21 protein-coding genes are annotated in these 23,094 nt (G+C 71.1%); 6 read left to right on the top strand and 15 right to left on the bottom strand.

Annotated elements, in window-relative coordinates:
- Positions 1-75 precede the first annotated feature (75 nt).
- The gene (locus K9S39_RS12925; RefSeq protein WP_248863488.1) at positions 76-2,631 is read right to left on the bottom strand and encodes a sensor histidine kinase; all 2,556 of its coding nucleotides are present in this window, start codon (positions 2,629-2,631) and stop codon (positions 76-78) included.
- A gap of 164 nt (positions 2,632-2,795) precedes the next feature.
- On the opposite strand from K9S39_RS12925, the gene K9S39_RS12930 reads away from it, so the two are divergent.
- Complete coding sequence (locus tag K9S39_RS12930) at positions 2,796-3,356, top strand: GNAT family N-acetyltransferase (protein ID WP_248863489.1); 561 nt, start codon at positions 2,796-2,798, stop codon at positions 3,354-3,356.
- Positions 3,357-3,487: 131 nt separating this feature from the next.
- Here K9S39_RS12930 and kdpC read toward each other — a convergent pair whose 3' ends face one another.
- The 7 genes from kdpC to K9S39_RS12965 form a co-directional block, all read right to left on the bottom strand.
- Positions 3,488-4,156 carry a potassium-transporting ATPase subunit KdpC gene (kdpC, locus tag K9S39_RS12935; RefSeq protein WP_248863490.1) on the bottom strand — a complete coding sequence of 223 codons (669 nt, stop codon included), beginning with the start codon at positions 4,154-4,156 and terminating at the stop codon, positions 3,488-3,490.
- Between the two features lie 5 nt (positions 4,157-4,161).
- Entirely contained in the window at positions 4,162-6,291 is a 2,130-nt protein-coding gene (gene kdpB / locus K9S39_RS12940; protein WP_406707920.1) for a potassium-transporting ATPase subunit KdpB, read from the bottom strand.
- Positions 6,292-6,323: 32 nt separating this feature from the next.
- Positions 6,324-8,045, bottom strand: coding sequence for a potassium-transporting ATPase subunit KdpA (kdpA, locus tag K9S39_RS12945; protein ID WP_248863492.1), 1,722 nt, complete (start codon positions 8,043-8,045; stop codon positions 6,324-6,326).
- A 9-nt stretch (positions 8,046-8,054) separates the two neighbouring features.
- Positions 8,055-8,144: a K(+)-transporting ATPase subunit F gene (gene kdpF / locus K9S39_RS12950; RefSeq protein WP_248863493.1), complete on the bottom strand. Its 90-nt coding sequence runs from the start codon at positions 8,142-8,144 to the stop codon at positions 8,055-8,057.
- A 327-nt stretch (positions 8,145-8,471) separates the two neighbouring features.
- The gene (locus K9S39_RS12955; RefSeq protein WP_248863494.1) at positions 8,472-9,233 is read right to left on the bottom strand and encodes a DUF3710 domain-containing protein; all 762 of its coding nucleotides are present in this window, start codon (positions 9,231-9,233) and stop codon (positions 8,472-8,474) included.
- 1 nt (position 9,234) lies between these two features.
- Positions 9,235-9,756 carry a dUTP diphosphatase gene (dut, locus tag K9S39_RS12960; RefSeq protein WP_248863495.1) on the bottom strand — a complete coding sequence of 174 codons (522 nt, stop codon included), beginning with the start codon at positions 9,754-9,756 and terminating at the stop codon, positions 9,235-9,237.
- Positions 9,753-10,355, bottom strand: a complete 603-nt coding sequence (locus K9S39_RS12965) for a PaaI family thioesterase (protein ID WP_248863496.1) — start codon at positions 10,353-10,355, stop codon at positions 9,753-9,755. The genes dut and K9S39_RS12965 overlap by 4 nt, the downstream gene beginning before the upstream one ends.
- A 58-nt stretch (positions 10,356-10,413) precedes the next feature.
- On the opposite strand from K9S39_RS12965, the gene K9S39_RS12970 reads away from it, so the two are divergent.
- Positions 10,414-10,857 carry a DUF3093 domain-containing protein gene (locus K9S39_RS12970; protein ID WP_248863497.1) on the top strand — a complete coding sequence of 148 codons (444 nt, stop codon included), beginning with the start codon at positions 10,414-10,416 and terminating at the stop codon, positions 10,855-10,857.
- Positions 10,858-10,914: 57 nt separating this feature from the next.
- Here the strand turns inward: K9S39_RS12970 and K9S39_RS12975 are convergent, their stop codons facing one another.
- The 4 genes from K9S39_RS12975 to K9S39_RS12990 all read right to left on the bottom strand — a co-directional run bounded on the left by K9S39_RS12975 (position 10,915) and on the right by K9S39_RS12990 (position 14,591).
- Positions 10,915-11,802: a hypothetical protein gene (locus K9S39_RS12975; protein ID WP_248863498.1), complete on the bottom strand. Its 888-nt coding sequence runs from the start codon at positions 11,800-11,802 to the stop codon at positions 10,915-10,917.
- Positions 11,803-11,816: 14 nt separating this feature from the next.
- Positions 11,817-12,119 carry a DUF4193 domain-containing protein gene (locus K9S39_RS12980; protein ID WP_016575747.1) on the bottom strand — a complete coding sequence of 101 codons (303 nt, stop codon included), beginning with the start codon at positions 12,117-12,119 and terminating at the stop codon, positions 11,817-11,819.
- Positions 12,120-12,659: 540 nt separating this feature from the next.
- The gene (locus K9S39_RS12985) at positions 12,660-13,931 is read right to left on the bottom strand and encodes a sensor histidine kinase (protein WP_248863499.1); all 1,272 of its coding nucleotides are present in this window, start codon (positions 13,929-13,931) and stop codon (positions 12,660-12,662) included.
- Positions 13,932-13,937: 6 nt separating this feature from the next.
- Complete coding sequence (locus K9S39_RS12990; protein ID WP_248863500.1) at positions 13,938-14,591, bottom strand: response regulator transcription factor; 654 nt, start codon at positions 14,589-14,591, stop codon at positions 13,938-13,940.
- A 317-nt stretch (positions 14,592-14,908) separates the two neighbouring features.
- On the opposite strand from K9S39_RS12990, the gene K9S39_RS12995 reads away from it, so the two are divergent.
- Entirely contained in the window at positions 14,909-15,082 is a 174-nt protein-coding gene (locus K9S39_RS12995; protein WP_248863501.1) for a hypothetical protein, read from the top strand.
- 80 nt (positions 15,083-15,162) lie between these two features.
- Here the strand turns inward: K9S39_RS12995 and K9S39_RS13000 are convergent, their stop codons facing one another.
- Both K9S39_RS13000 and K9S39_RS13005 read right to left on the bottom strand, forming a co-directional pair.
- A complete protein-coding gene (locus tag K9S39_RS13000) occupies positions 15,163-15,996 on the bottom strand; it encodes an inositol monophosphatase family protein (protein WP_248863502.1) in 834 nt (277 codons plus the stop codon).
- Positions 15,997-16,066: 70 nt separating this feature from the next.
- On the bottom strand, positions 16,067-17,257 hold the full coding sequence (locus tag K9S39_RS13005) for a ferrochelatase (RefSeq protein ID WP_248863503.1): 1,191 nt from the start codon (positions 17,255-17,257) through the stop codon (positions 16,067-16,069).
- Between the two features lie 191 nt (positions 17,258-17,448).
- On the opposite strand from K9S39_RS13005, the gene K9S39_RS13010 reads away from it, so the two are divergent.
- On the top strand, positions 17,449-18,708 hold the full coding sequence (locus K9S39_RS13010; protein WP_248863504.1) for an MFS transporter: 1,260 nt from the start codon (positions 17,449-17,451) through the stop codon (positions 18,706-18,708).
- A gap of 212 nt (positions 18,709-18,920) precedes the next feature.
- Positions 18,921-20,273, top strand: a complete 1,353-nt coding sequence (locus K9S39_RS13015) for a D-arabinono-1,4-lactone oxidase (RefSeq protein ID WP_248863505.1) — start codon at positions 18,921-18,923, stop codon at positions 20,271-20,273.
- A 78-nt stretch (positions 20,274-20,351) separates the two neighbouring features.
- Here K9S39_RS13015 and K9S39_RS13020 read toward each other — a convergent pair whose 3' ends face one another.
- On the bottom strand, positions 20,352-21,476 hold the full coding sequence (locus K9S39_RS13020; RefSeq protein ID WP_248863506.1) for a hypothetical protein: 1,125 nt from the start codon (positions 21,474-21,476) through the stop codon (positions 20,352-20,354).
- Between the two features lie 497 nt (positions 21,477-21,973).
- On the opposite strand from K9S39_RS13020, the gene sepH reads away from it, so the two are divergent.
- Entirely contained in the window at positions 21,974-23,038 is a 1,065-nt protein-coding gene (gene sepH, locus K9S39_RS13025; protein ID WP_248863507.1) for a septation protein SepH, read from the top strand.
- Positions 23,039-23,094 lie beyond the last annotated feature (56 nt).

Genomic DNA, 23,094 nt, shown 5'->3' on the forward strand with positions numbered 1-23,094 from the left:
CGTGGTTACGGTGTGTCGGTCCCCGCCGGGCCGGGCCCGGGGAGCGTCTGGTGAGCGTGGTCGGGGCGGCCCGGCTCATGTGGTGGCCTGGGCCGGAAGGTCGGGCCGCACCGGCGGACGGCCGGGCACGGCCCGCAGCGTGAGGACCATTGTCATCCCCCCGCCGGGGGTGTCCTCGGCGGCGAGCGTGCCGCCCATCGACTCCGCGAAGCCGCGGGCGACGGCCAGGCCGAGGCCGACGCCGGCGCCCCGTGGTGCGTCACCGTACCGCTGGAACGGCTCGAAGATCCGGTCTTTGGCACTGTCCGGGACGCCCGGTCCGCGGTCGACGATCCGCAGCTCCACACGGTCGCCGAGGGCGCTGGCCTTGACCAGCACCGCCTCCCCGTCCGGGCTGTACTTCACGGCGTTCTCGACGAGATTGGCGACCGAACGTTCCAGCAGCCCCGGATCGATGGCGACGATCGGCAGTGCCTCGGGGATGTCCAAGGTGACGCTGCCCTCCGGTACACCGCCGAGCGCCATCGGGACCACCTCGTCGAGGTCGATGTCGCGGATCAGCGGGGTGACCGTGCCGGTCTGCAGCCGGGACATGTCCAGGAGATTGCCGACCAGGTGGTCCAGCCGGTCGGCGCCCGCCTCGATGCCCGCCAGCAGCTCCGCCTCGTCCTCCTCCGACCAGGCGACGTCGTCGGAGCGCAGGGAGGTGACGGACGCCTTGATGCCGGCGAGCGGGGTCCGCAGATCATGGCTGACCGCGGCCAGCAGCGCCGTCCTGATCCGGTTGCCCTCGGCCAGCTCCTGGGCCCGCGCCGCCTCGCCCACCAGCCGCTGCCGGTCCAGGACGACCGCGGCCTGGGCGGCGAACGCGGCCAGCACCCGCCGGTCCTCGGCCGGCAGCACCCGGCCGGTCAGGGCCAGCGCCATGTGATCACCCACCGGCATGTCGACATCCGCGTCCTCGGGGCGCCGCAGCGGCTCGCAGTCGTCGGTGCCGCCGGCCCGGCCCGCGCAGGTCCACGGCTCGACGTCGCTGCCGCGCTCCAGCAGGGCGACGGTTTCCATCCCGAAGGTCTCCCGGACCCGCTCCAGCAAGGCGTCCAGCGTCGTCTCGCCGCGCAGCACGCTGCCCGCGAGGAAGGACAGGATCTCCGACTCGGCGCGCAGCCGGGCGGCCAGCTGGGTGCGCCGGGCGGCCAGATCCACCACCGAGGCGACGGACACCGCCACCGCGAGGAAGATCGCGATGGCGACCATGTTCTTGGGGTCGCTGATGGTGAGGGTGTGGGTGGGGGACGTGAAGAAGAAGTTCAGCAGCAGCGAGCCGACGGTGGCCGAGGCCAGTGCCGGCAGCCGCCCGCCGAGCAGCGCCACGACGACGGTCAGGAAGAGGAACAGCAGAACGTCGTTGGTCAGTCCCGGACCGGGCGACATGCTGGTGAGCAGCAGGGTGAGCAGGGGCGGCCCGGCCACACCGACGAGCCAGCCGGCGATGTTCCGGCTCCGGCCGAGGCGGGCTCCGTGCGGCACCGGGAGGCCCCGGCCCTTGGCGACCTCGTCGTGCGTGACGATGTGCACATCGAGGTCGGGCCCGGAATCGCGGGCGACGGTCGCCCCGACGCCCGGCCCGAACATGTACTGCCATGCCTTGCGGCGGCTGGAGCCCAGCACGATCTGGGTGGCGTTCACCCCGCGTGCGAACTCCAGCAGCGCGCTCGGTATGTCGTCGCCTATGACGTGGTGAAACGTGCCGCCCAGGTCCTCGACCAGCGTCCGCTGGACGGCGAGCTCCTTGGGCGAGGCCGAGGTCAGCCCGTCACTGCGCGCTATGTAGACGGCGAGCACCTCGCTGCCCGAGCCCTTCGCGGCCATACGGGAGGCGCGGCGGATGAGGGTGCGCCCCTCGGGGCCACCGGTAAGGCCGACGACGATGCGCTCGCGGCCGGCCCAGATGGTGGAGACATGGTGTTCGGTGCGGTACTGCTGGAGGTATTCGTCGACCCGGTCGGCGACCCACAGCAGCGCCAGCTCGCGCAGTACGGTGAGGTTGCCGGGCCGGAAGTAGTGGGAGAGCGCGGCGTCCACCCGGTCGGGGCGGTAGATGTTGCCGTGTGCCATGCGGCGGCGCAGCGCCTGGGGCGACATGTCGACAAGCTCGATCTGGTCGGCGCGGCGCACGCTCTCGTCCGGAACCGTCTCGCGCTGACGGACACCCGTTATCGACTCGACGACATCCCCGAGTGATTCGAGATGCTGGATGTTGACCGTCGAGATCACATCGATACCTGCTTCCAGCAGTTCCTCGATGTCCTGCCAGCGCTTCTCGTTGCGCGAACCGGGGACGTTGGTGTGCGCCAGCTCGTCGACCAGCGCGACGGCCGGCCCGCGCTCCAGGACGGCGTCCACGTCCATCTCGGTGAACACCGTGCCGCGGTGCTGGAGCTCCCGGCGCCGGATCTGCTCCAGGCCGTGCAGCATGACCTCGGTACGGGGCCTGCCGTGGTGCTCGACGAACGCCACGACGACGTCCGTGCCCCGCTCCATGCGCCGGTGCGCCTCGGCCAGCATCGAGTACGTCTTGCCGACGCCCGGTGCCGCACCGAGATAAATCCGTAGCTTGCCGCGTGCCATGGCCCCATTGTCTTACGTGAAAGCCGCCCCCATCGGGCTGGCCGGATTCGACATTACAGACCCCACAGGGGGACAAAACACCCAGGTAGTGGCTTGGTGTCGGGTCTTGACGCGACTCTGATACAGGTCCGCGCGCCCCCGCGAACCGACCGGGAGGATCCCGTATGACCGATGTCAGCGTCCGCATCTCCCCCACCGCCCGTGTCCGTATCGCCCACACCGCCGATCTGGACGCCGCCGCGCGCAAGGCCGCCCGTGCCCTGCTGTACGACGTCTTCGACGACATGACCGAGGACGACTGGGAGCACGCGCTGGGCGGTCTGCACGCGCTGTTCCACGAGGACGGGGAGCTGGTCGGGCACGCGTCCGTGGTGCAGCGGCGGCTGCTGCACGGCGGACGGGCACTGCGCTGCGGCTATGTGGAGGGCGTGGGCGTCCGCGCGGACCGGCGCGGCCGCGGCCTGGGCGCGGCGCTGATGGACGCCCTGGAGCGGGTGGTCCGCGGCGGCTACGACCTCGGCGCGCTGGGAGCCGCGGACACGGCCGCAGCCTTCTACGCGGCGCGCGGCTGGCAGCTGTGGCGCGGCCGGTCCTGGGCGCTCACCCCGACCGGCATCCGGCGCACCCCGGACGAGGACGGTTTCCTCTACGTCCTTCCGGGGGCCGTCCCGCTCGACCTCGACGGGGATCTCACCTGCGACTGGCGCGACGGTGACGTGTGGTGAGCGGAGGGCCGAGTCCCCGCGGAGGGCCGAGTCCCTCGTGAGCGCAATGACCGGGACCGCAGAACCGGGCGGCCCCGGAGAAGCTCTCCCCGGGGCCGCCCGCTGCGCGGTCCGTCGACTGCCGTGACCGCTCAGCCCTTGGCCCTGCCCCGCGCCAGGTCCTTCAGCGCGATGTTCAACTCCAGGACGTTCACCCGCGGTTCGCCCATGAAGCCCAGGATGCGGCCGTCGGTGTGCTCCTTGACCAGAGCCGCCACCTGCCGCACATCGAGGTGGTTCTCCTTGGCGACCCGGGTTGCCTGCAGCTCCGCGTACTCCGGGGAGATGTGCGGGTCCAGGCCGGAGGCGGACGAGGTCACCGCGTCCGCGGGAACCTCCGGCTGCGGGACGCCGTACGTCTCGGAGACCCACTTCTTGCGCCGCTGCACCGCCTCGGTCAGGTCGGTGTTGCTCGCACTCAGGTTGGTGGCCCCGGACACCTGCAGATCGTACTGGGTGTTGACGCCGTTGTCCCTGTTGCTGCCCAGTCCGTCCGACGGGCGCGGCTGGAAGTACCGCAGGTCCGGTATCGGATCGCCGTGCTTGTCCGTGCCCTTGTCGTAGCGCTGGCCGATCAGCGAGGAGCCGACCACCTTGCCGTGGGACGTCACCTCGGACCCGTTGGCCTGGTCCGGGAACACGGCCTGCGCCACGCCGGTGACCACCAGGGGGTAGATCACCCCGCAGACCACGGTCAGGACGAGCAGGGCGCGCAGCCCCGCCGCCGTCAACCGGGCGCTGTTGCGTACGGAGTTGTTCACGGAGGTCACCGGATTCCGGGGAAGAGGGAGATGAGCAGGTCGATGATCTTGATGCCGATGAAGGGTGCGATCAGCCCGCCCAGTCCGTAGATGCCGAGGTTGCGGCGCAGCATCCGGTCGGCGCTCACCGGCCGGTACCGCACGCCCTTCAGGGCGAGTGGCACCAGCGCGACGATGATCAGCGCGTTGAAGATGACCGCCGACAGGATCGCGGAGTTGGGGCTGGACAGCCGCATGATGTTGAGGGTGTCCAGGCCCGGGTAGGCCACCGCGAACATCGCCGGGATGATCGCGAAGTACTTCGCGACGTCGTTGGCGATCGAGAAGGTGGTCAGCGCACCACGGGTGATCAGCAGCTGCTTGCCGATCTCGACGATCTCGATGAGCTTGGTCGGGTTGGAGTCGAGGTCGACCATGTTGCCGGCCTCCTTGGCGGCCGACGTCCCGGTGTTCATCGCCACGCCGACGTCCGCCTGGGCCAGCGCGGGCGCGTCGTTGGTGCCGTCACCGGTCATCGCGACCAGCTTGCCGCCCGCCTGCTCCCGCTTGATCAGCGCCATCTTGTCCTCGGGCGTGGCCTCCGCGAGGAAGTCGTCCACACCCGCCTCGTCGGCGATGGCCTTGGCCGTCAGCGGGTTGTCACCCGTGATCATGACGGTCTTGATGCCCATCTGGCGCAGCTCGACGAACCGCTCGCGCATGCCGTCCTTGACGACGTCCTTGAGGTGGATGACGCCCAGGACGCGCGGACCGCGCTCGTCCTCCAGGGCGACCAGCAGCGGCGTGCCGCCGGCCTGCGAGATGGTGTCGGTCAGCTCCCGGGCGTCGGCGGCGACCTCGCCGCCGCGCTCCTTGACCCAGGCGATGACCGAACCGGTCGCGCCCTTGCGGATCTTGCGGTGGTGCCCGTCCTCGGTGACGTCCACGCCGGACATCCGGGTCTGGGCGGTGAACGGCACCCACTCGGCGTCCACCAGCTCACCCTGGTGGCGCTCGCGCAGCCCGTACTTCTCCTTGGCGAGGATGACGACCGAGCGGCCCTCGGGCGTCTCGTCGGCCAGCGAGGAGAGCTGGGCGGCGTCCGCGACCTCCGCCTCCGTGGTCCCGCGCACGGGCACGAACTCGGCGGCCTGGCGGTTGCCGAGGGTGATGGTGCCGGTCTTGTCGAGCAGCAATGTCGATACATCGCCTGCCGCCTCGACGGCCCGGCCGGACACCGCCAGCACATTGCGCTGCACCAACCGGTCCATACCGGCGATGCCGATGGCCGACAGCAGGGCGCCGATCGTCGTCGGGATCAGACACACCAGCAGCGCGAGCAGCACGATCATGGGCTGTTCCGCGCCGGCGTAGACCGCGAACGACTGCAGGGTGACGACCGCGAGCAGGAAGACGATGGTGAGCGACGCGAGCAGGATGTTCAGCGCGATCTCATTGGGCGTCTTCTGCCGTGCCGCGCCCTCGACCAGGTTGATCATCCGGTCGATGAAGGTCTCGCCCGGCTTCGTCGTGATCTTGACGACGATCCGGTCGGAGAGCACCTTCGTGCCACCGGTCACCGCGGACCGGTCACCGCCGGACTCCCGGATGACCGGGGCCGACTCACCCGTGATCGCGGACTCGTCGACCGACGCCACCCCTTCGACCACATCGCCGTCACCGGGAATGATGTCGCCCGCCTCGCACACGACCAGGTCACCGACGCGCAGTGCGGTACCGGGGACCTCCTCCTCGGTGCCGTCGACACCGCCGGTCAGCCGGCGCGCCACGGTGTCGGTCCTGGCCTTGCGCAGCGTGTCGGCCTGCGCCTTGCCGCGGCCCTCGGCGACCGCCTCCGCGAGGTTCGCGAAGATGACGGTCAGCCACAGCCAGGCGGCGATGGCCCAGCCGAACCAGTCCGACGGCGAGGTGATCGCGAAGATCGTGGTCAGCACGGAGCCGACCTCGACCACGAACATCACGGGGGACTTGGCCATCACCCGCGGGTCGAGCTTGCGTATCGCGTCCGGGAAGGACGTGACCAGCTGCTTGGGGTCGAAAAGACCGCCGCCCACGCGGCCGTCGCCGGGCTTGTGCCCGCTGGGGACGTCCTGATGCGGGGCGCGGGTCGGGGTAGCGGTCGAGCTGGAGGCCATGGAGCCCGGTTCCTCTGGTTTCACGGGGGCGGTCATGACAGGCCCTCCGCCAGCGGCCCGAGGGCCAGCGCCGGGAAGTAGGTCAGACCGGTGACGATCAGGATCGTGCCGACGAGTAGCCCGGTGAAGAGCGGCTTCTCGGTACGCAGGGTGCCCGCGGTCTCCGGGATCGGCTTCTGGTCGGCGAGCGAGCCGGCCAGCGCGAGCACGAACACCATCGGCAGGAAGCGGCCGAGCAGGATCGCCAGACCGATCGTGGTGTTGTACCAGGGGGTGTCGGCGTTCAGCCCGGCGAACGCGGAGCCATTGTTGTTGGCGCCGGAGGTGAAGGCGTACAGCACCTCGGAGAAGCCGTGCGGACCGGCGCCCAGCGCCTTGGTGTTGAGCATCGAGCCCAGGGCGTCCGGCAGCACCATCGAGGCGGCGCTGAAACCGAGCACCAGCGTCGGGGTGATGAGGATGTAGCACGCGGCGAGCTTGATCTCGCGGGTGCCGATCTTCTTCCCGAGGTACTCGGGCGTACGGCCCACCATCAGGCCGGCGATGAACACCGCGATGATCGCCATCACGAGCATGCCGTAGAGACCGGAGCCGACGCCGCCCGGCGCGATCTCACCGAGCATCATGCCCAGCAGATCGATGCCGCCGCCGAAGGCCGTGAACGAGGAGTGGAAGGAGTCCACCGCTCCGGTCGAGGTCAGCGTGGTGGAGACCGAGAAGATCGCGGAGGCGCCGACGCCGAAGCGGGTCTCCTTGCCCTCCATCGCCGCGCCCGCCGCCTGCAGCGCCGTGCCGCCGTGGGCGAACTCGGTCCACATCATCAGGCAGACGAAGCCGAGCCAGATGACGCCCATCGTGGCCAGGATCGCGTAGCCCTGCCGCACAGTGCCGACCAGCTTGCCGAAGGTGCGGGTCAGCGAGAACGGGATGACCAGGATCAGGAAGATCTCGAAGAGGTTGGTGAAGGCGTTGGGGTTCTCGAACGGGTGGGACGAGTTGGCGTTGGCGACGCCGCCGCCGTTGGTGCCTAGCTCCTTGATGACCTCCTGCGAGGCGTACGCACCGCCGCCGGTCTGCTGGGTGCCGCCCATGCCGTGCTCATTTACCAGCCGGCCGACCTCGTGGATGCCGGAGAAGTTCTGGATGGCGCCGCAGGCGACGAGGACGAGCGCGCCGATGACCGAGACGGGGAGCAGGATCCGTACGGTGCCGCGCACCAGGTCCGCCCAGAAGTTGCCGAGGTTGCCGGTGGGCCCGCCGGCCTGCCGGCCATGGATACCGTGGGCGAAGCCGCGGACGAGGGCGATGGCGACGGCGACGGCGATGCCGGTCGCGGCCGACACGAAGTTCTGCACCGCCAGGCCGGCCGTCTGCACGACATGGCCCATGGCCTGTTCGCCGCTGTAGGACTGCCAGTTGGTGTTGGCGACGAACGACGCCGCGGTGTTGAACGCCTGGTCCGGGCTGATCGACGCGAAGCCGAAGGACAGCGGCAGGATGCCCTGGACCCGCTGCAGCAGGAACAGGAAGAGCACACCCGCCACGGAGAAGGCGAGGACGCCGCGGAGATATGCGGGCCACCGCATCTCCGCGTCCGGATTGGCGCCGATGCAGCGGTAGATGACCTTCTCGACGCGGAGGTGCTTTGAGGAACTGTAGACGGCGGCCATGTAGTCGCCGAGGGGACGGTATGCCAGGGCCAGTGCTGCGATCAGCGCTGTCAGCTGGAGCACGCCTGCGAGAACGGGGCTCATATGTGGCTCTCAGAACCTCTCCGGGAAGACGAGGGCGAGGACCAGGTAGCCGAGCAGGCAGACGGCCACTATGAGGCCGACGATGTTTTCCACGGTCACAGCCTCGTCACCCCTTTGGCGACGAGAGCCACCAACGCGAAGACCGCGATCGTGACGACGACGAAGGCCACGTCGGCCATCGTGTGCTCCTAGGTGATGGGGAGTTGGGACCCCCAGAGCAAACCGTCCGTCCGGCCCGCCCCGACGGCCGTTGACGCCTCCCTTACGGCCACGAACGGGGCGTTGACGGAATCCTTACGCCTAGGGCTCTGGCCTGCAAAAACACCGGAGGGCCGTACTCCCTCAAACGGGAATACGGCCCTCCGCGACCGCCTCTGCCGAGCCGCTTGCTGGCGCGTTTCGCACCGCCGCGGCCCGTGGTGTGCTTCAGCGGATCTCGGTGATCTCCGGTCCGCGCTCCAGGCGCTCCACACCACCGCCGAAACGCGAGGTCTCGGCCGGCTCCTGCTGCACGCCGTCCGGCACCATCTGGGCGTCGTCCGGCAGCTTCAGGACGATCGGGTCGCGCGGCGCCATGGGGGCGTCACCGCGGACGATGACGGTGTCCCGGAAGATGTGCTCCAGCACCCCGGCGGCCTGCGGCTGCACCGCGCCCTGGCCGGAGATCACGCCGCGCAGGAACCACCGCGGACCGTCGACGCCGACGAAGCGCACGACCTGCACACCGTTCGTCCCGTCCGGCAGCTGCACCGGCACTTGGGCGCGCAGCTCCCAGCCCAGCGGGCCCTCGACCTCGTCGATGACCCCGCCCTGCTGGGTGATGCCGGAGGCGATCTCCTCTCGGACCTCGCCCCAGATCCCCTCGTTACGGGGGGCGGCGAACCCCTGCAGCTGCACGGCGCTGTCCTGCAGCACCACGGTCGCCGCGACGATCGCGTCACCGGCGACCTCCACCCGCAGCTCCATGCCCTCGACACCGGGCACGAACAGACCGCCCAGGTCCACCCGGCCCTCGCCCGGCTCCTTGACCTCCGAGGCGTCCCAGGGGCCGTCGGGCCGCGGCGCCGGCGGGAGGCTCACCCGCTCCTCCTCGTCCGCGACGGTCTCGTCCGAAGCCGCTTCCTCGGCGAGCTCCGCCACCTCGGCCGACTCTTCAGGAGCCTCGTTCTTCTTGCGACGTCCGAACACGTCACTGTCCTTCCCGGTCGGCACCGACCGATGCGTATTCATTCCCGCCCGTGGAGCCGCCCACCGCCGCATGACCGCCGGTGGAACCGAATCCCCCCTCGGCCCGCGCCGAGCCGGGAAGCTCCGCCACCTCGTGGAAGCGCACCTTCTCGACCTGCTGGACGACCAATTGGGCGATCCGGTCGAACCTCTCGAACCGCACGCTCTCGCGCGGATCCAGATTGACCACGATCACCTTGATTTCCCCACGGTACCCGGCATCCACCGTCCCAGGGGCATTCACCAACGCCAGTCCGCAGCGGGCCGCCAGACCCGACCGCGGATGCACAAAGGCGGCATAGCCGTCCGGCAGCGCGATCGACACTCCGGTGGGGAGCACGGCGCGCTCCCCCGGGGCGAGCTCGGCGGCCTCGGTGGTCACCAGATCCACTCCCGCGTCGCCCGGATGCCCGTACGCGGGGACGGGCACCTCCGGGTCCAGCCGCCGCAGCAGCACATCCACCGGATTCCGTACCTGACTCACGGGTTCACCTCAAACGCTCGCGCACGCCTGACCTGGTCCGGGTCGGCCATCGCCGCCTGGATCTCCTCGGCCCTTCCGTTGTCGATGAAGTGGTCGACCTTCACCTCGATGAAGACGGCCTGCGCGCGCACCGCGACCGGGCCGTCCGGGCCGCCTATCCGCCCGACGGCCGTCGAGTAGATCTTCCGCCCGTGCACCGCGGTGACCCGCGCGTCCAGATGCAGCACGGTGCCCAGCGGCACCGGCCGTACGTAGTCGGTCACCAGCCGGCCGGTCACCGCGATCACCCGCAGCAGCCAGTTCAGCGCGCCGAGCGTCTCGTCCAGCGCGGTGGCCAGAACCCCGCCGTGCGCCAGGCCGGGTGCGCCCTGGTGGGCCTCCTTGACGGTGAACTCGGCGAGCACGCGCACACCGTCACCGGCCCGCGCCTCCAGGTGCAGGCCGTGCGGCTGACCCGTGCCACAGCCGAAGCACCGGTCGTAGTGCGCGCCGAGGAGTTCTCCGGGCGCCGGCGCGTCGGGATGCCGGACCGGAGCGACGGCGTCCTTCGGTGGCGTCAGCCGCGGCAGCTCCGTCCTCGTTTCGTCAGTTCCACTCACGAGTGCAGACCCTACCCGCGCGCGTAACGGGCCCGCGCCGCCGTGCCAAGCTGGAGCCATGCAGTCGTACGAAGAACGCCTCACCGTGCCCCGCTCCTGGTGGGTGATCGCCGGCCTGGTCGGCGTCGCCTGTGCCCTGATGCTGCTCCCTCTCGGGACGCTGCCGATGCTCGGCGGGCTGATCGGCGGCGCGGCGCTGGCGGCGGTGGCGGCCAGCTCGTACGGCTCGGTGCGGATCCGGGTGGTCGGCGGTGCGCTGGTCGCGGGCGACGCGAGGATACCGGTGACGGCGCTGGGCGAGGCGACGGCGCTGAACGGGGACGAGGCGCTGGCGTGGCGTACGCACAAGGCCGATGCCCGTGCGTTCATGCTGCTGCGCGGCTACATTCCGACCGCGGTGCGGGTGGAGGTCGACGATCCGTCGGACCCGACGCCGTACGCGTACCTCTCGACGCGGGAGCCGGAGCGGCTGGTGGCGGCCCTGAAGGCGGTACGTGCCTAAGGAGGGGGTCGGCACGTAGTGCCGTCTTCTGGGGCGGAGGCGGGTGACGGGAGGGAGTCAGTCACCCGATCCGGGCCGGGCGGAGCCGGCCCACTTGCCCACCAGGAGGGCGTCACGCGAGGCGCCGGGCAGGACGTCCCACGGCACCCGCCGGGCGCGCAGATCCCTACGGACCCGGTCGGCGAGCTTTCTGGTGTCCCGCCGGTTCATGAACGCCCCGACGGCGGCGCCGATCATGAACGGCGCGAGGTTGGGAAGGTTGCGCAGGGTGCGCTTCATGATCTGCTGGCGCAGTTCGCGCTTCAGCTGCCCGCCGAGTGCGGCGTTCACCGTGGCCGGTTTGGTGACCTCGATGCCCCGTTCCTCGGTCCAGGACGTCAGATAGGCCGTCGCGCGCTGCTTGAGGTTCCCGGCCGGCCGCAGGCCGTAGACCTCGTGCAGCTCGGCGATCAGCTTGATCTCGACCGAGGCGACGCCGACCACCTCGGCGGCCAGCTCGGCCGGCATGGCGGGCGGTACGGGCAGCATCGCCGCCGCACCCACGCCCGCTCCGACGGTGGCACTGCCCCGGCAGGCGCCCACCACGAGCTTGTCGGCCAGTTCCTCGGGGGGCAGGCCGGGGAACTGGGCGCGCAGCGTGGCGAGGTCGCGGACCGGGATCCGCGGGGCGGTGTCGATGATCCGGTCGGCGACCGCGGCGAGCAGCCCCCGCAGCTTCGCGCGGGAGAGGGCCCCGGAACGCGCGCTCACCTTGCCGGCACCGCGCCGGACCTCGGCCGCGAGCGAGGCCGGGCGGCCCCGCCCCTGCACGGCGCGGGTGATCCGCTCCGCGGGGAAGGCGGTCGGGGCGGCGGGCACGGGCGCGGTGTCGTCGTGTGATCGTGCGCCGGCCGCCGGGCCTGTCCCGCCCTTGCGTCCCTTGCGGAACAGGTTCGCGCCTGCCACGGCGTCTGCCCGTCTCAGGCCGCGCAGTCGCGGCAGATCGGGTTGCCGTTCTTGTCCTCCGCGGCGAGCTGGCTGCGGTGGTGCACCAGGAAGCAGCTCATGCAGGTGAACTCGTCCTGCTGCTTGGGCAGAACGCGGACGGCGAGCTCCTCGTTCGAGAGGTCGGCGCCGGGCAGCTCCAGGCCCTCGGCCTGCTCGAACTCGTCGACGTCGACGGCCGAGGCGGACTTGTCGTTCCGCCGCGACTTCAGTTCCTCGATGCTGTCCTCATTGAGGTCGTCATCGGTCTTGCGTGGGGTGTCGTAATCCGTAGCCATTTGTCGCTCTCCCCCTCTGGGTGTCTGCGGTGTCTCAGCGCAGGTAACGCGTGAGAGGCCGGACTTGTGCCCGACCTGAGGCGGAGATTTTGCCTCACATCAAGGTCTGTTACTCAATCGACACCCAACCGGCCCCCTGAAGAGGTGATCGGTTTGGATGGCGATCAGGACCGTACACGGTCCGAATGTCGCACCTCGCGCAGCCCATCACGTGTACTTCCCGTGATCAGGGCCTTGGGAAACCAGGATTTTCCCGGCTTTCCACCAGGCGGTTTGATCACAGAACGTAGATGGCCGGAAATTCGCGGCTGTGAGGGATCACACACGATCAAGGTGGCCGGCGGACCGGCCGAATTCCGCGCAAAGCGAACTTGGCGAAGGATCCCCGCCGACCCACCCTCTCGTCAAACCGGCGGCAGGTCGCCGGACGGCGGCGCGGCGGGCGATCGTACGCACAGAAGTCCTACGGGGCGCCGGGGCCGCGCGGCGTTCACGGCCCGTACAGCCCCATACCGTTCCGTTACCGTCCCCGCCCTCCCGTCAGAGCGGCAGGACGACCCGCACCACCAGCCCGCCGCCTTCGCGGGGCTCGGCGGTGATGGCGCCGTCGTGCGCCCGCACCACGGACTTCACGATGGACAGCCCCAGACCGACGCCCTTGTCGCTGCCGGTCCGCTCGGTGCGCAGCCGCCGGAAGGGCTCGAAGAGATTCTCGATCTCGTAGGCGGGGACCACGGGGCCGGTGTTGGTGACCACCAGCACCGCGCAACCGGGCTGCGGCTCGGTGGTGACCTCGACCCAGCCCTCCTCGGGAACGTTGTAGCGCACCGCGTTCTGCACGAGGTTCAGCGCGATCCGCTCCAGCAGCACACCGTTGCCCTGGACGAAGACCTGCTGACGGACCCCGCGCAACGCCACGCCCTTGGTGTGCGCCTCCTCGCGGGTCTGCTCGACCGCCTGCGCCGCGACCTCCGACAGATCCACGGGCTTCTTGTCGACGACCTTGTTCTCACTGCGGGCGAGCAGCAGCAGCCCCTCCACCAGCTGCTCACTGCGCTCGTTCGTCGCCAGCAGCGTCTTGCCCAGCTGCGCCAGCTCCGGGGACGCGTCCGGATCGGCGAGCTGGACCTCCAGCAGCGTGCGGTTGATCGCCAACGGGGTACGCAGCTCGTGCGAAGCGTTGGAGACAAAGCGACGCTGCGACTCGAAGGCCCGGTCCAGCCGGTCCAGCATCTCGTCGAACGTATCGGCCAGCTCCTTGAGCTCATCGTCCGGACCGCCCAGCTCGATCCGGCGGTGCAGATCCGAGCCGGCCACCCGCTGCGCGGTCCGCGTGATCCGGCCCAGCGGCGACAGCACCCGCCCCGCCATCGCGTACCCGAACGCGAACGCCACCACGGTCAGCCCCATCAGCGCCATCAGCGAGCGCTGGAGCAGGGTGTCGAGGGCGGCCGCCCGCTGGTGCAGCAGACACTGACTGACCTCGCTGTTCAGCTGCGGGATGTCCCCCACCGCGGTCAGCCCGGGACAGGTGCTGCTGTAGATCTCCAGCTGCTTCGCGCCCACGATCTTGAAGGGCAGTTGGTTTCCGGCGCTCAGCGCGTTCGCGGCCAGCATGTAGATGATCGTGAGCAGCACGATGCCGGCCATCAGGAACATGCCGCCGTACAGCAGCGTGAGCCTTATCCGGATGGTCGGCCGCAGCCAGGGGAAGGGCCGGACATTGACCGGCTTGGGGTCCCAGGTGGGCTTGGGCGGAGCGGCGGGCGGCGGGGTGGACGCCGCCTTGGAGAACGAGGGCAGGGAGGGCATCGCCGGTCAGATCCGGTATCCCGAGCCGGGGACGGTGACGATCACCGCGGGTTCGCCGAGTTTGCGGCGCAGCGTCATGACCGTGACCCGTACGACGTTGGTGAACGGATCGGTGTTCTCGTCCCAGGCTTTCTCCAGAAGCTGTTCGGCCGAGACGACCGTGCCCTCGCTGCGCATCAGGACCTCCAGGACCGCGAACTCCTTCGGCGCGAGCTGCACCTCCCGGCCGTCGCGGAAGACCTCACGGCGGTTGGGGTCGAGCTTGATACCGGCCCGCTCCAGGACGGGCGGCAGCGCGACGGTGGTCCGCCGTCCCAGGGCGCGTACCCGGGCGGTCAGCTCGGTGAAGGCGAACGGCTTGGGCAGATAGTCGTCCGCGCCGATCTCCAGGCCCTCCACGCGGTCGCTGACGTCGCCGGAGGCGGTGAGCATCAGGACGCGGGTCGGCATACCCAGTTCGACGATCTTGCGGCAGACGTCGTCGCCGTGGACCAGCGGGAGGTCGCGGTCGAGGACGATCACGTCGTAGTCGTTGACCTCGATCCGTTCCAGGGCGGCCGCGCCGTCGTAGACCACGTCGACGGCCATGGCCTCCCGGCGCAGTCCGGTGGCCACCGCATCGGCGAGCAGCTGCTCGTCCTCGACGACGAGAACACGCACGTCGCTAGTCCTTCCTCAGGGCCCTCTCGGGCAGGGCACAACAATGTCTCGGAGCCCTTCCATCCTGCCCCGTAGAGCCATAAACCGGCAGTAAGAGGGGTGCGGAGGGGCGGAGCCGGATTCCGTCGGCCTGATCGGCGGGATTCCTCCACGGGTTGAGGTTTCCCTGAGGTTGCGGGTGGGGAGGACGACTGCACACCCGCGATCACGCCCTGTACGGCGCCACGCCACGACCCGGTCCACCGCAGGGGCAACGCCGTGATCACCCACCCGTCGGCACACCCCCGTGCCACCGACCCACGACGAGGGGGCGCACCATGGACGCGTTCACCGCAGGCATTCTGCAGCGCATAAAGAACACCGAAGCCGATCTGGACCGGGCCCGCGCGGCCGGCGACGACTTCCTCGCCGAGGTCGAGCAGGGCGAGCTGGAGGACCTGCAGCGCCTGGCCGTCGAGCACGGCGTCAAGGTCGGGGTCAGCAGCGTCTGATTCCCCGGCGCTCGGACATCGGCGCCCCGGCACCGCGTGGACGGTGCCGGGGCGCTGTCGTGTCCGCTACCGCGTCGCGGTCAGTCGTGCCAGGCGCCGAGTTCGTCCAGGAGCGGCTGGAGCTCCTCGAAGACGGCCGGGGAGGCGGCGACGGTCAGCTCGTGGGAGGCCGGCTCGCCGGGACGGCCCCCGGTGAGCGCACCGGCCTCACGGGCGATCAGCGCACCGGCCGCCAGGTCCCACGGATTGAGGCCGCGCTCGTAGTAGGCGTCGAGCCGGCCGCAGGCCACATCGCACAGGTCGATCGCGGCCGAGCCGCCGCGCCGGATGTCGCGCACCCTCGGGATGAGCGTGCGCACCACGTCCGCCTGGGCGGCCCGGCGCTCGGCGAGGTAGCCGAAGCCGGTGCCGACCAGCGCCTGGGAGAGCGGCGGCGCGGGCCGGTGGTGGACGCGCTCGCCGTTGTTGAACGCGCCGCGGCCGAGGACGGCCCGGTACGTCTCGCCGCGCATCGGGGCGGCGACGACCCCGACGACCGTCTCGCCGTCCTTCTCCGCCGCGATGGACACGGCCCAGGAGGGCAGCCCGTAGAGGTAGTTGACGGTGCCGTCGACCGGGTCGATGACCCAGCGCACACCGCTGCTGCCGGCGACGCTGGCGCCCTCCTCCCCCAGGAAGCCGTCGTCGGGCCGGTGCTCGGCGATGAAGCCGGTGATCAGCTTCTCGGAGGCGAGGTCCATCTCCGTGACGACGTCGATGGGGCTGGTCTTGGTGGCGGCCACGCCCAGGTCGGCGGGCCGGCCGTCGCGCAGCAGCGTTCCGGCGCGGCGGGCGGCCTCCAGGGCCAGTTCGAGGAGTTCGTCGTACAGCGGATCGTCGGACGCGGACGGTCCGGGCTTCTGTGGGTCGGGCACGTTGCTCCTTGCTCGGACGAGCGGTGGTCAGGGGGCGGCGGGGTGTCCGTCGGACTCCCGCCGGCAGGACCTACGAGGCGGGCGCCTGGGCTTCCGCGACCGGGCCCTCCCAGTCCGCGCCGGCGGCGGCCGGGCGCGGGGTCCGGGCGGGGCAGCAGCCGACCGGGCACAGGTCGTGCGAGGCGGCGAGGGCGCCCAGTGCGCAGCGCTCCGGGGAGCGGCCCCGTTCGGTCGCGGCACGCTCCAGGAGGAGGTCGCGGACGGCCGCGGCGAAGCGCGGGTCGGCGCCGACCGTGGCCGACCTGGCGACCGGCAGCCCCAGCTCCGCGGCCTTGGCGGTGGCCTCGGTGTCGAGGTCGTACCTGACCTCCATGTGGTCCGAGACGAATCCGATGGGGGCCATGACGACGGCGGGGACGCCCGCGCGGTGCGCCTCCTCCAGGTGGTCGCAGATGTCCGGCTCCAGCCAGGGGATGTGCGGGGCGCCGCTGCGGGACTGGTAGACGAGCTTCCAGGGGTGCTCCACACCGGTCTCCGCGCACACCGCGTCCGCAATCACCCGCGCCACGTCCAGGTGCTGGGCGACATACGCACCGCCCTCGCCGTCCCGGGTGTGGTCGGCGGGCGGGCCCGAGGTGTCGGCGGCGGCCGTCGGGATCGAGTGCGTGGTGAACGCGATATGGGCGCCGGCCCGCACGTCCTCGGGCAGTCCGGCGAGCGAGGCCAGCACGGCGTCGGCCATCGGGCGGACGAAGCCGGGGTGGTTGAAGTAGTGCCGGAGCTTGTCGACCCGGGGAACCGGCAGGCCCTCGGCCTGGAGGACGGCGAGCGCGTCGGCGAGGTTCTCGCGGTACTGGCGGCAGCCCGAGTACGAGGCGTACGCGCTGGTGGCCAAAACGGCGATACGGCGGTGACCGTCGTTGACCATGGTGCGCAGGGTGTCGGTCAGATACGGCGCCCAGTTGCGGTTGCCCCAGTAGACCGGCAGATCCAGGCCGTGCTCGGCGAAGTCCTCGCGCAGCGCGTCCAGCAGCTCACGGTTCTGCGCGTTGATGGGACTCACGCCGCCGAACAGAAAGTAGTGCTGCCCCACCTCCTTGAGGCGCTCTGTGGGGATGCCGCGGCCGCGGGTGACGTTCTCCAGGAACGGGACGACGTCGTCGGGGCCTTCGGGGCCGCCGAAGGACAGCAACAGCAGGGCGTCATAGGGGCTGGGGTCCCCTGCGGGGCGACTCAAGGGAGCTTCGCGCTGTTCGGGCATGTCGTCGATCCTGCCACCCCTGCCCCGGACAGGGCGGGCAGACCCCTGCGTGCCGTGGGTGCGGGCGGCCCGGTACGGCCGGTGTCACGGAGGGCGAAAAATCGGGAGCATCCGGTGACCCACCGCCCGTAAGCTGTATCGGCCCGAGTCATCCCTTACCGATTTTTCGGTCCTCACCGGCGGAGCACCCGTTGCCCAGTCCCTACCGCGCCATATTCGGCCGCCCCGGCACCATGTCGTTCTCCGCCGCCGGGTTCCTGGGCCGTCTGCCGCTGTCGATGATGAGCATCGGCGTCGTCACGATGATCTCCCAGCTGACCGGGCGCTACGGGCTGGCGGGAGCGCTGTCCGCGACGCTCGCGCTGTCCGCCGCGGTGATCGGCCCGCAGATCTCGCGGCTGGTCGACCGGCACGGCCAGCGCCGGGTGCTGCGCCCGGCCACCCTGGTCTCGCTCACGGCGGTCGCCGGTCTGCTGCTGAGCGCACAACAGGGCCGGCCGGACTGGACGCTGTTCGTCTTCTCGGCCGGTGCGGGCTGTGTGCCGAGCATCGGCTCGATGATCCGGGCGCGCTGGGCGGAGATCTACCGTGGCTCCCCGCGCGTCCTGCACACCGCGTACGCGTGGGAGTCGATCGTCGACGAGGTGTGCTTCATCGTCGGCCCCATCGTGTCCATCGGGCTGTCCACCGCCTGGTTCCCGGAGGCCGGGCCGCTGCTGGCCGCCGGCTTCCTGGCCGCCGGCGTCTTCTGGCTGACGGCGCAGCGCGCCACGGAGCCGGTGCCGCAGCCGCGCGAGCAGCGCTCCGAGGGCTCCGCGCTGCGCTCGCCTGGGCTCCAGGTGCTGGTGGTGACGTTTGTGGCAACCGGCGCGATCTTCGGGGCGATCGATGTGGTGACCGTCGCGTTCGCCGAGGAGGCGGGCCACAAGGCGGCCGCCAGCCTGGTGCTCGCGGTCTACGCGCTCGGCTCGTGCGTCGCCGGAGCCGTCTTCGGGCTGCTGCACCTCACGGGGCACGCCGCCCGCCGCTGGGTGATCGGTGTCGGTGCGATGGCCGTGAGCATGGTGCCGCTGCAGCTGACCGGTTCCCTGCCGGTACTGGCGGTGATGCTGTTCGTCGCGGGGCTGGCCATCGCGCCGACGATGGTGACCACCATGGCGCTGGTCGAGGAGCATGTGCCGCGGTCTCAGCTGACCGAGGGCATGACGTGGACCAGCACCGGACTCGCGGTGGGCGTCGCGCTCGGTTCGTCGGCGGCCGGCTCGGTCGTCGACGCCGCCGGGGCGGGACGCGGCTACCTCGTGCCCCTTGCGGCGGGGGCGCTGGCCGCGCTGGTGGCGGTCGCGGGCTACCGCAGGCTCCGGCCGCGTCCTGCGACGCCGTCGGCGGCGGTCGCGGAAGGCGGCCCGGCCGCGCGGCCGCGGGACGCGCACAGCGAGTCGCCCTGCTGACGCCCGTACGCGACCGGGCGTCATCGCACGCCACGGCGGTGTTCTCCGTTACCGGCGGTAGGCCATGCCATGGAGCCGAACCACTCCGGACCGCCCCTTGATCATGTGATTCCTGTCACCCCGCCTGGATGTCGCGTCGGTGGCTGACATCATGCGCACACACCAGCGGCCGCCGAACACGGCGGGCCCGTGCGGAGGGAGGGGACGTCACCATGGCAGTCAGCAATGCCGTCGGCGGCTCGGGAGGGCACGGCGCGACCACGTCACCACCACGGCCGTGGCGCAACTGGGCGGGCAATGTCACCGCACGGCCCGCACGGACCGTGGCCCCCGCGAGCACGGAGGAGCTGGCGGCCGCCGTCCGCTCCGCCGCCGAGGACGGGCTGACGGTCAAGGCCGCCGGCACCGGCCACTCCTTCACCGGGGTGACCGCCACCGACGGACTGCTGATCCGCCCCGAGCGGCTCACCGGCGTACGGAAGGTCGACCGCGCCGCCGGGACGGTGACAGTGGCCGCCGGCACTCCGCTCAAGCGCCTCAACGAGACGCTGGCCGCGCACGGACTGTCGCTGACCAACATGGGCGACATCATGGAACAGACCGTCTCCGGGGCCGCCGCCACCGGCACCCACGGGACCGGCCGCGACTCCGCCTCGGTCGCCGCCCAGATCACCGGCCTCGAACTGGTCACCGCCGACGGCACGGTCCGCACCTGCTCCGCAGGGCAGAACCCGGAGGTCTTCGCCGCGGCCCGGCTCGGCCTGGGCGCGCTGGGCGTGATCACCGAGCTCACCTTCGCCGTGGAACCGGAGTTCCTGTTGACGGCCCGCGAGGAGCCGATGCAGTTCGACGAGGTGACCGGCCGGTTCGACGAGCTGATCGCCGAGAACGAACACTTCGAGTTCTACTGGTTCCCGCACACCGGCAACTGCAACACCAAGCGCAACAACCGCAGCCAGGGCCCGGCCGCGCCGCCCGGCAAGGTCAGCGGCTGGGTCGAGGACGAGCTGCTCTCCAACGGTGTCTTCCAAGCGGCCTGTGCCGTCGGCCGGGCGTTCCCGGCGGCGATACCGGGCATCGCCAAGATCTCCAGCCAAGTGCTCTCGGCCCGTACGTACACCGACATCCCGTACAAGGTGTTCACCTCGCCGCGCCGGGTGCGGTTCCTGGAGATGGAGTACGCGGTGCCGCGCGAGGCCGCCGTCGCGGCGCTGGGCGAGCTGCGGGCGATGGTCGCACGCTCGGGCCTCAGGGTCGGCTTCCCGGTGGAGGTGCGGACCGCGCCGGCCGACGACATCCCGCTGTCCACCGCCTCGGGCCGGGACACCGCCTATATCGCCGTGCACATGTACCGGGGGACGCCGTACCAGGCGTATTTCGCGGCCACCGAACGGATCATGACGGCGCACGGCGGGCGCCCGCACTGGGGAAAGCTGCACACCAAGGACGCCGGCTACCTGGCGGACGCCTACCCCCGCTTCGCCGAGTTCCGCACGCTGCGTGACCGCCTGGACCCCGAGCGACGGTTCACCAACGACTATCTGCGGCGGGTCCTGGGCGACTGACCGCCGCCCGGCACATACAGCCGCGCCCCGGCGCCCGCCTCGGGCACCGGGGCGCGGCCCTGGCCGGTCCGCCCCGTATCAGGAGGCGTGCGGATCCGGGCTCTGCTGGGATTCGGAGTTCTCCTGCTCCTGCTGGGCCCCCGTCCCCTTGTCCTGGCCACCGTTCGAGCCGTCGCCGGAGTCGTCACCCGTACCGGAGCGGCTCGGGGACGGCGCCCCGGACGGGGACGTCTCGGGGTCCGGCGAGGTCTCGCCGCCGCCGGACGGTGTCGGCGTCGGGGACGGCGTGCCACGGCCCGGGTCACTGCCGGTCCGGCCGGGGTCACCGGGATCCGTGGACGGCTCGCGGGTGCCACCGCTCGTGCCGTTGCCGGTGGAGTGGCCGGGATCGGGCGTCTGCGGGGTGCCGGGCTGGTGCCGGCCGGAGCCGCCGCCGGTGATGAGCCGCCCCAGGGTGGTGCCCTTGCCGCCGCTCGGCGTCCGATCGGTGATCAGCTCGGTGGCGGTCACCGCGCCCATGGCGAGGACGAACACCGCGAGCGCGCCGAGCGCCGACCGCTTCCAGCCACGCAGCCGGGTGCCGTACGTCGTGGAGTTGACCTCCTCGACGTCCGCCGTCCCGTGGTCAGCGGACGTGCGGCCGGCCGGGCGGGGAGCCTCCTGGCGCAGTGCCATGGTCGCCTCGTCGAGGCGCGGCACCAGCTGCGTCTTGTCGGTGGGCCGTGCGTCACCGGGGAGCCCGCCCCGCGGGATCGGCTGGGTACGGTCCGTGCCCGGACCGGGGTTCCTGTCCGCGACGGACGTGATCGTGTCCGGCGCGCCCTGTTCCTCGAAGGTGGGCAGCACCATGGTGGGGTCGGCGCGGCGCGCGTCCCGTGGTGTGGATCGTGAGTGGGAATCGTCGGGATCGGAGCGGCGGCGCGGGACGCGGCGCGGCTTCGGCCGGGTGGTGACCGTGGCTTCCTTGAGCTGCTCGCCGGTGCGCCGGAACAGATGCTGGAATATCGAACCGCCGGTCGTGGCCACGACACTGACCACACCCGCGCCGATGATGGTTCCGTAGAGGCTGAACTGCCCCGCGAGATACGCGGCGACGGCCGCCGCGAGGGCGCTGCCCGCGACCTGAGCCAGACTCAGGTCGATCCGCTTCTCCTTCTTCTTCGTATCGCTCTTCTTCGTATCGCTTTCGGATTCTTCGCCCATCTCCTACCTTTGGTTGCCCCTTCGATCCGTCTTGCACAGAGAAGGGACCATTTGGCGGAGTGAGTAGTTCCGAAACTGGGGGATCTGTGAACCTCGCCACCTGCGCCGCAGGTAGAGAGGTCGACAAGACGACTCAACTCCGTTGTCCCACCAGAAACTCGGCGGCGCGGCGGTGCACCTCGGTGGCCCGAATGGAGTACTGTGGCGAGCCCTGGCCCCGGTTCCCGTCGGGCTGCCCGGACTCGCGGGAGAGGGCCCTGAAGGCGGCACTCGCCCAGGGGCGCCGCCGCTCGGTACGGGTGATCGGTAACAGGGCAAGCGGCATGGTCACCGAGCGTTGCGAACTGGTAACCGTGTCATAACGGCGTTTCTGGGCCAAGCCACGACACGCCGGGTAACTCGGCAATGTTGTGGCAGGCTGCACCCGGGCAGGCCACACTCGACTAGCGGAAGCAGCGACGCACGTGACGTCGGCAGGCACCACCCGGGAGGTCCCCATGCCCGAACTGCGTGTCGTGGCCGTCTCCAACGACGGCACACGGCTGGTGCTCAAAGCTGCGGACAGCACCGAGTACACGCTTCCCATCGACGAACGGCTGCGCGCCGCTGTCCGCAATGACCGTGCGCGGCTGGGCCAGATCGAGATCGAGGTGGAGAGCCACCTCCGCCCGCGGGACATCCAGGCGCGGATACGAGCCGGTTCCTCCGCTGAGGAGGTCGCACAGCTCGCCGGCATCCCCGTCGACCGGGTGCGCCGCTTCGAGGGCCCGGTGCTCGCGGAGCGCGCGTTCATGGCCGAGCGGGCCCGCAAGACCCCGGTACGGCGCCCCGGCGAGAACACCGGCCCGCAGCTCGGCGAGGCGGTCGCGGAGCGGCTGCTGATGCGCGGCGCCGACAAGGAGAGCGTCCAGTGGGACTCCTGGCGCCGGGACGACGGCACCTGGGAGGTGCTGCTGGTCTACCGCGTCGCGGCCGAACCGCACTCGGCGAGCTGGACGTACGACCCGCCGCGACGACTCGTCCAGGCCGTCGACGACGAGGCGCGGGCGCTGATCGGCGAGAGCGACGACACGCCCGAGCCGAGCTTCCCGTTCGTGCCCCGGATCGCGCGGCTGCCGCGTGATCGGCCGCTGGACCGCGCCCTGGACCGACAGAGCCCGGACCGTGCCGACCGCGCGGGCGCCGGCGGCGAGGAGACCGAGCCGCGGGACGCCGAGGAGGGCAACGGTGAGCGGGAGCGCGAGCGGGATTCGCTGACCAGCCTGCTGGAGGCGGTGCCGAGCTTCCGTGGCGACATGGTCGTCCCGGAGACCACCAAGGCGCCGCAGAGCGAGGAACCGGCCGACGAGGCCGAGGTCGAGGAGCCGCCCGCGGCCAGCGCCGGGGCCGGTTCCGCGTACGCCGATGTGCTGATGCCCAGGGCGGTGGCAGGTCATCGCGACCGGCTGACCGGGACGACGGACCGGCAGGCCGAGGCGGACGGCGTACGGCCGGGCCGCCGGGCCGCGGTGCCGAGCTGGGACGAGATCGTCTTCGGCACCCGGCGCAAGAAGCCGGAGTAACGGGCCGCGCCTGCGGAGAAACGACCCGTCCGGCCGCCCCGCTTCCAGGGGCGGCC

The organism is Streptomyces halobius, from assembly GCF_023277745.1.
Classification (GTDB): domain Bacteria; phylum Actinomycetota; class Actinomycetes; order Streptomycetales; family Streptomycetaceae; genus Streptomyces; species Streptomyces halobius.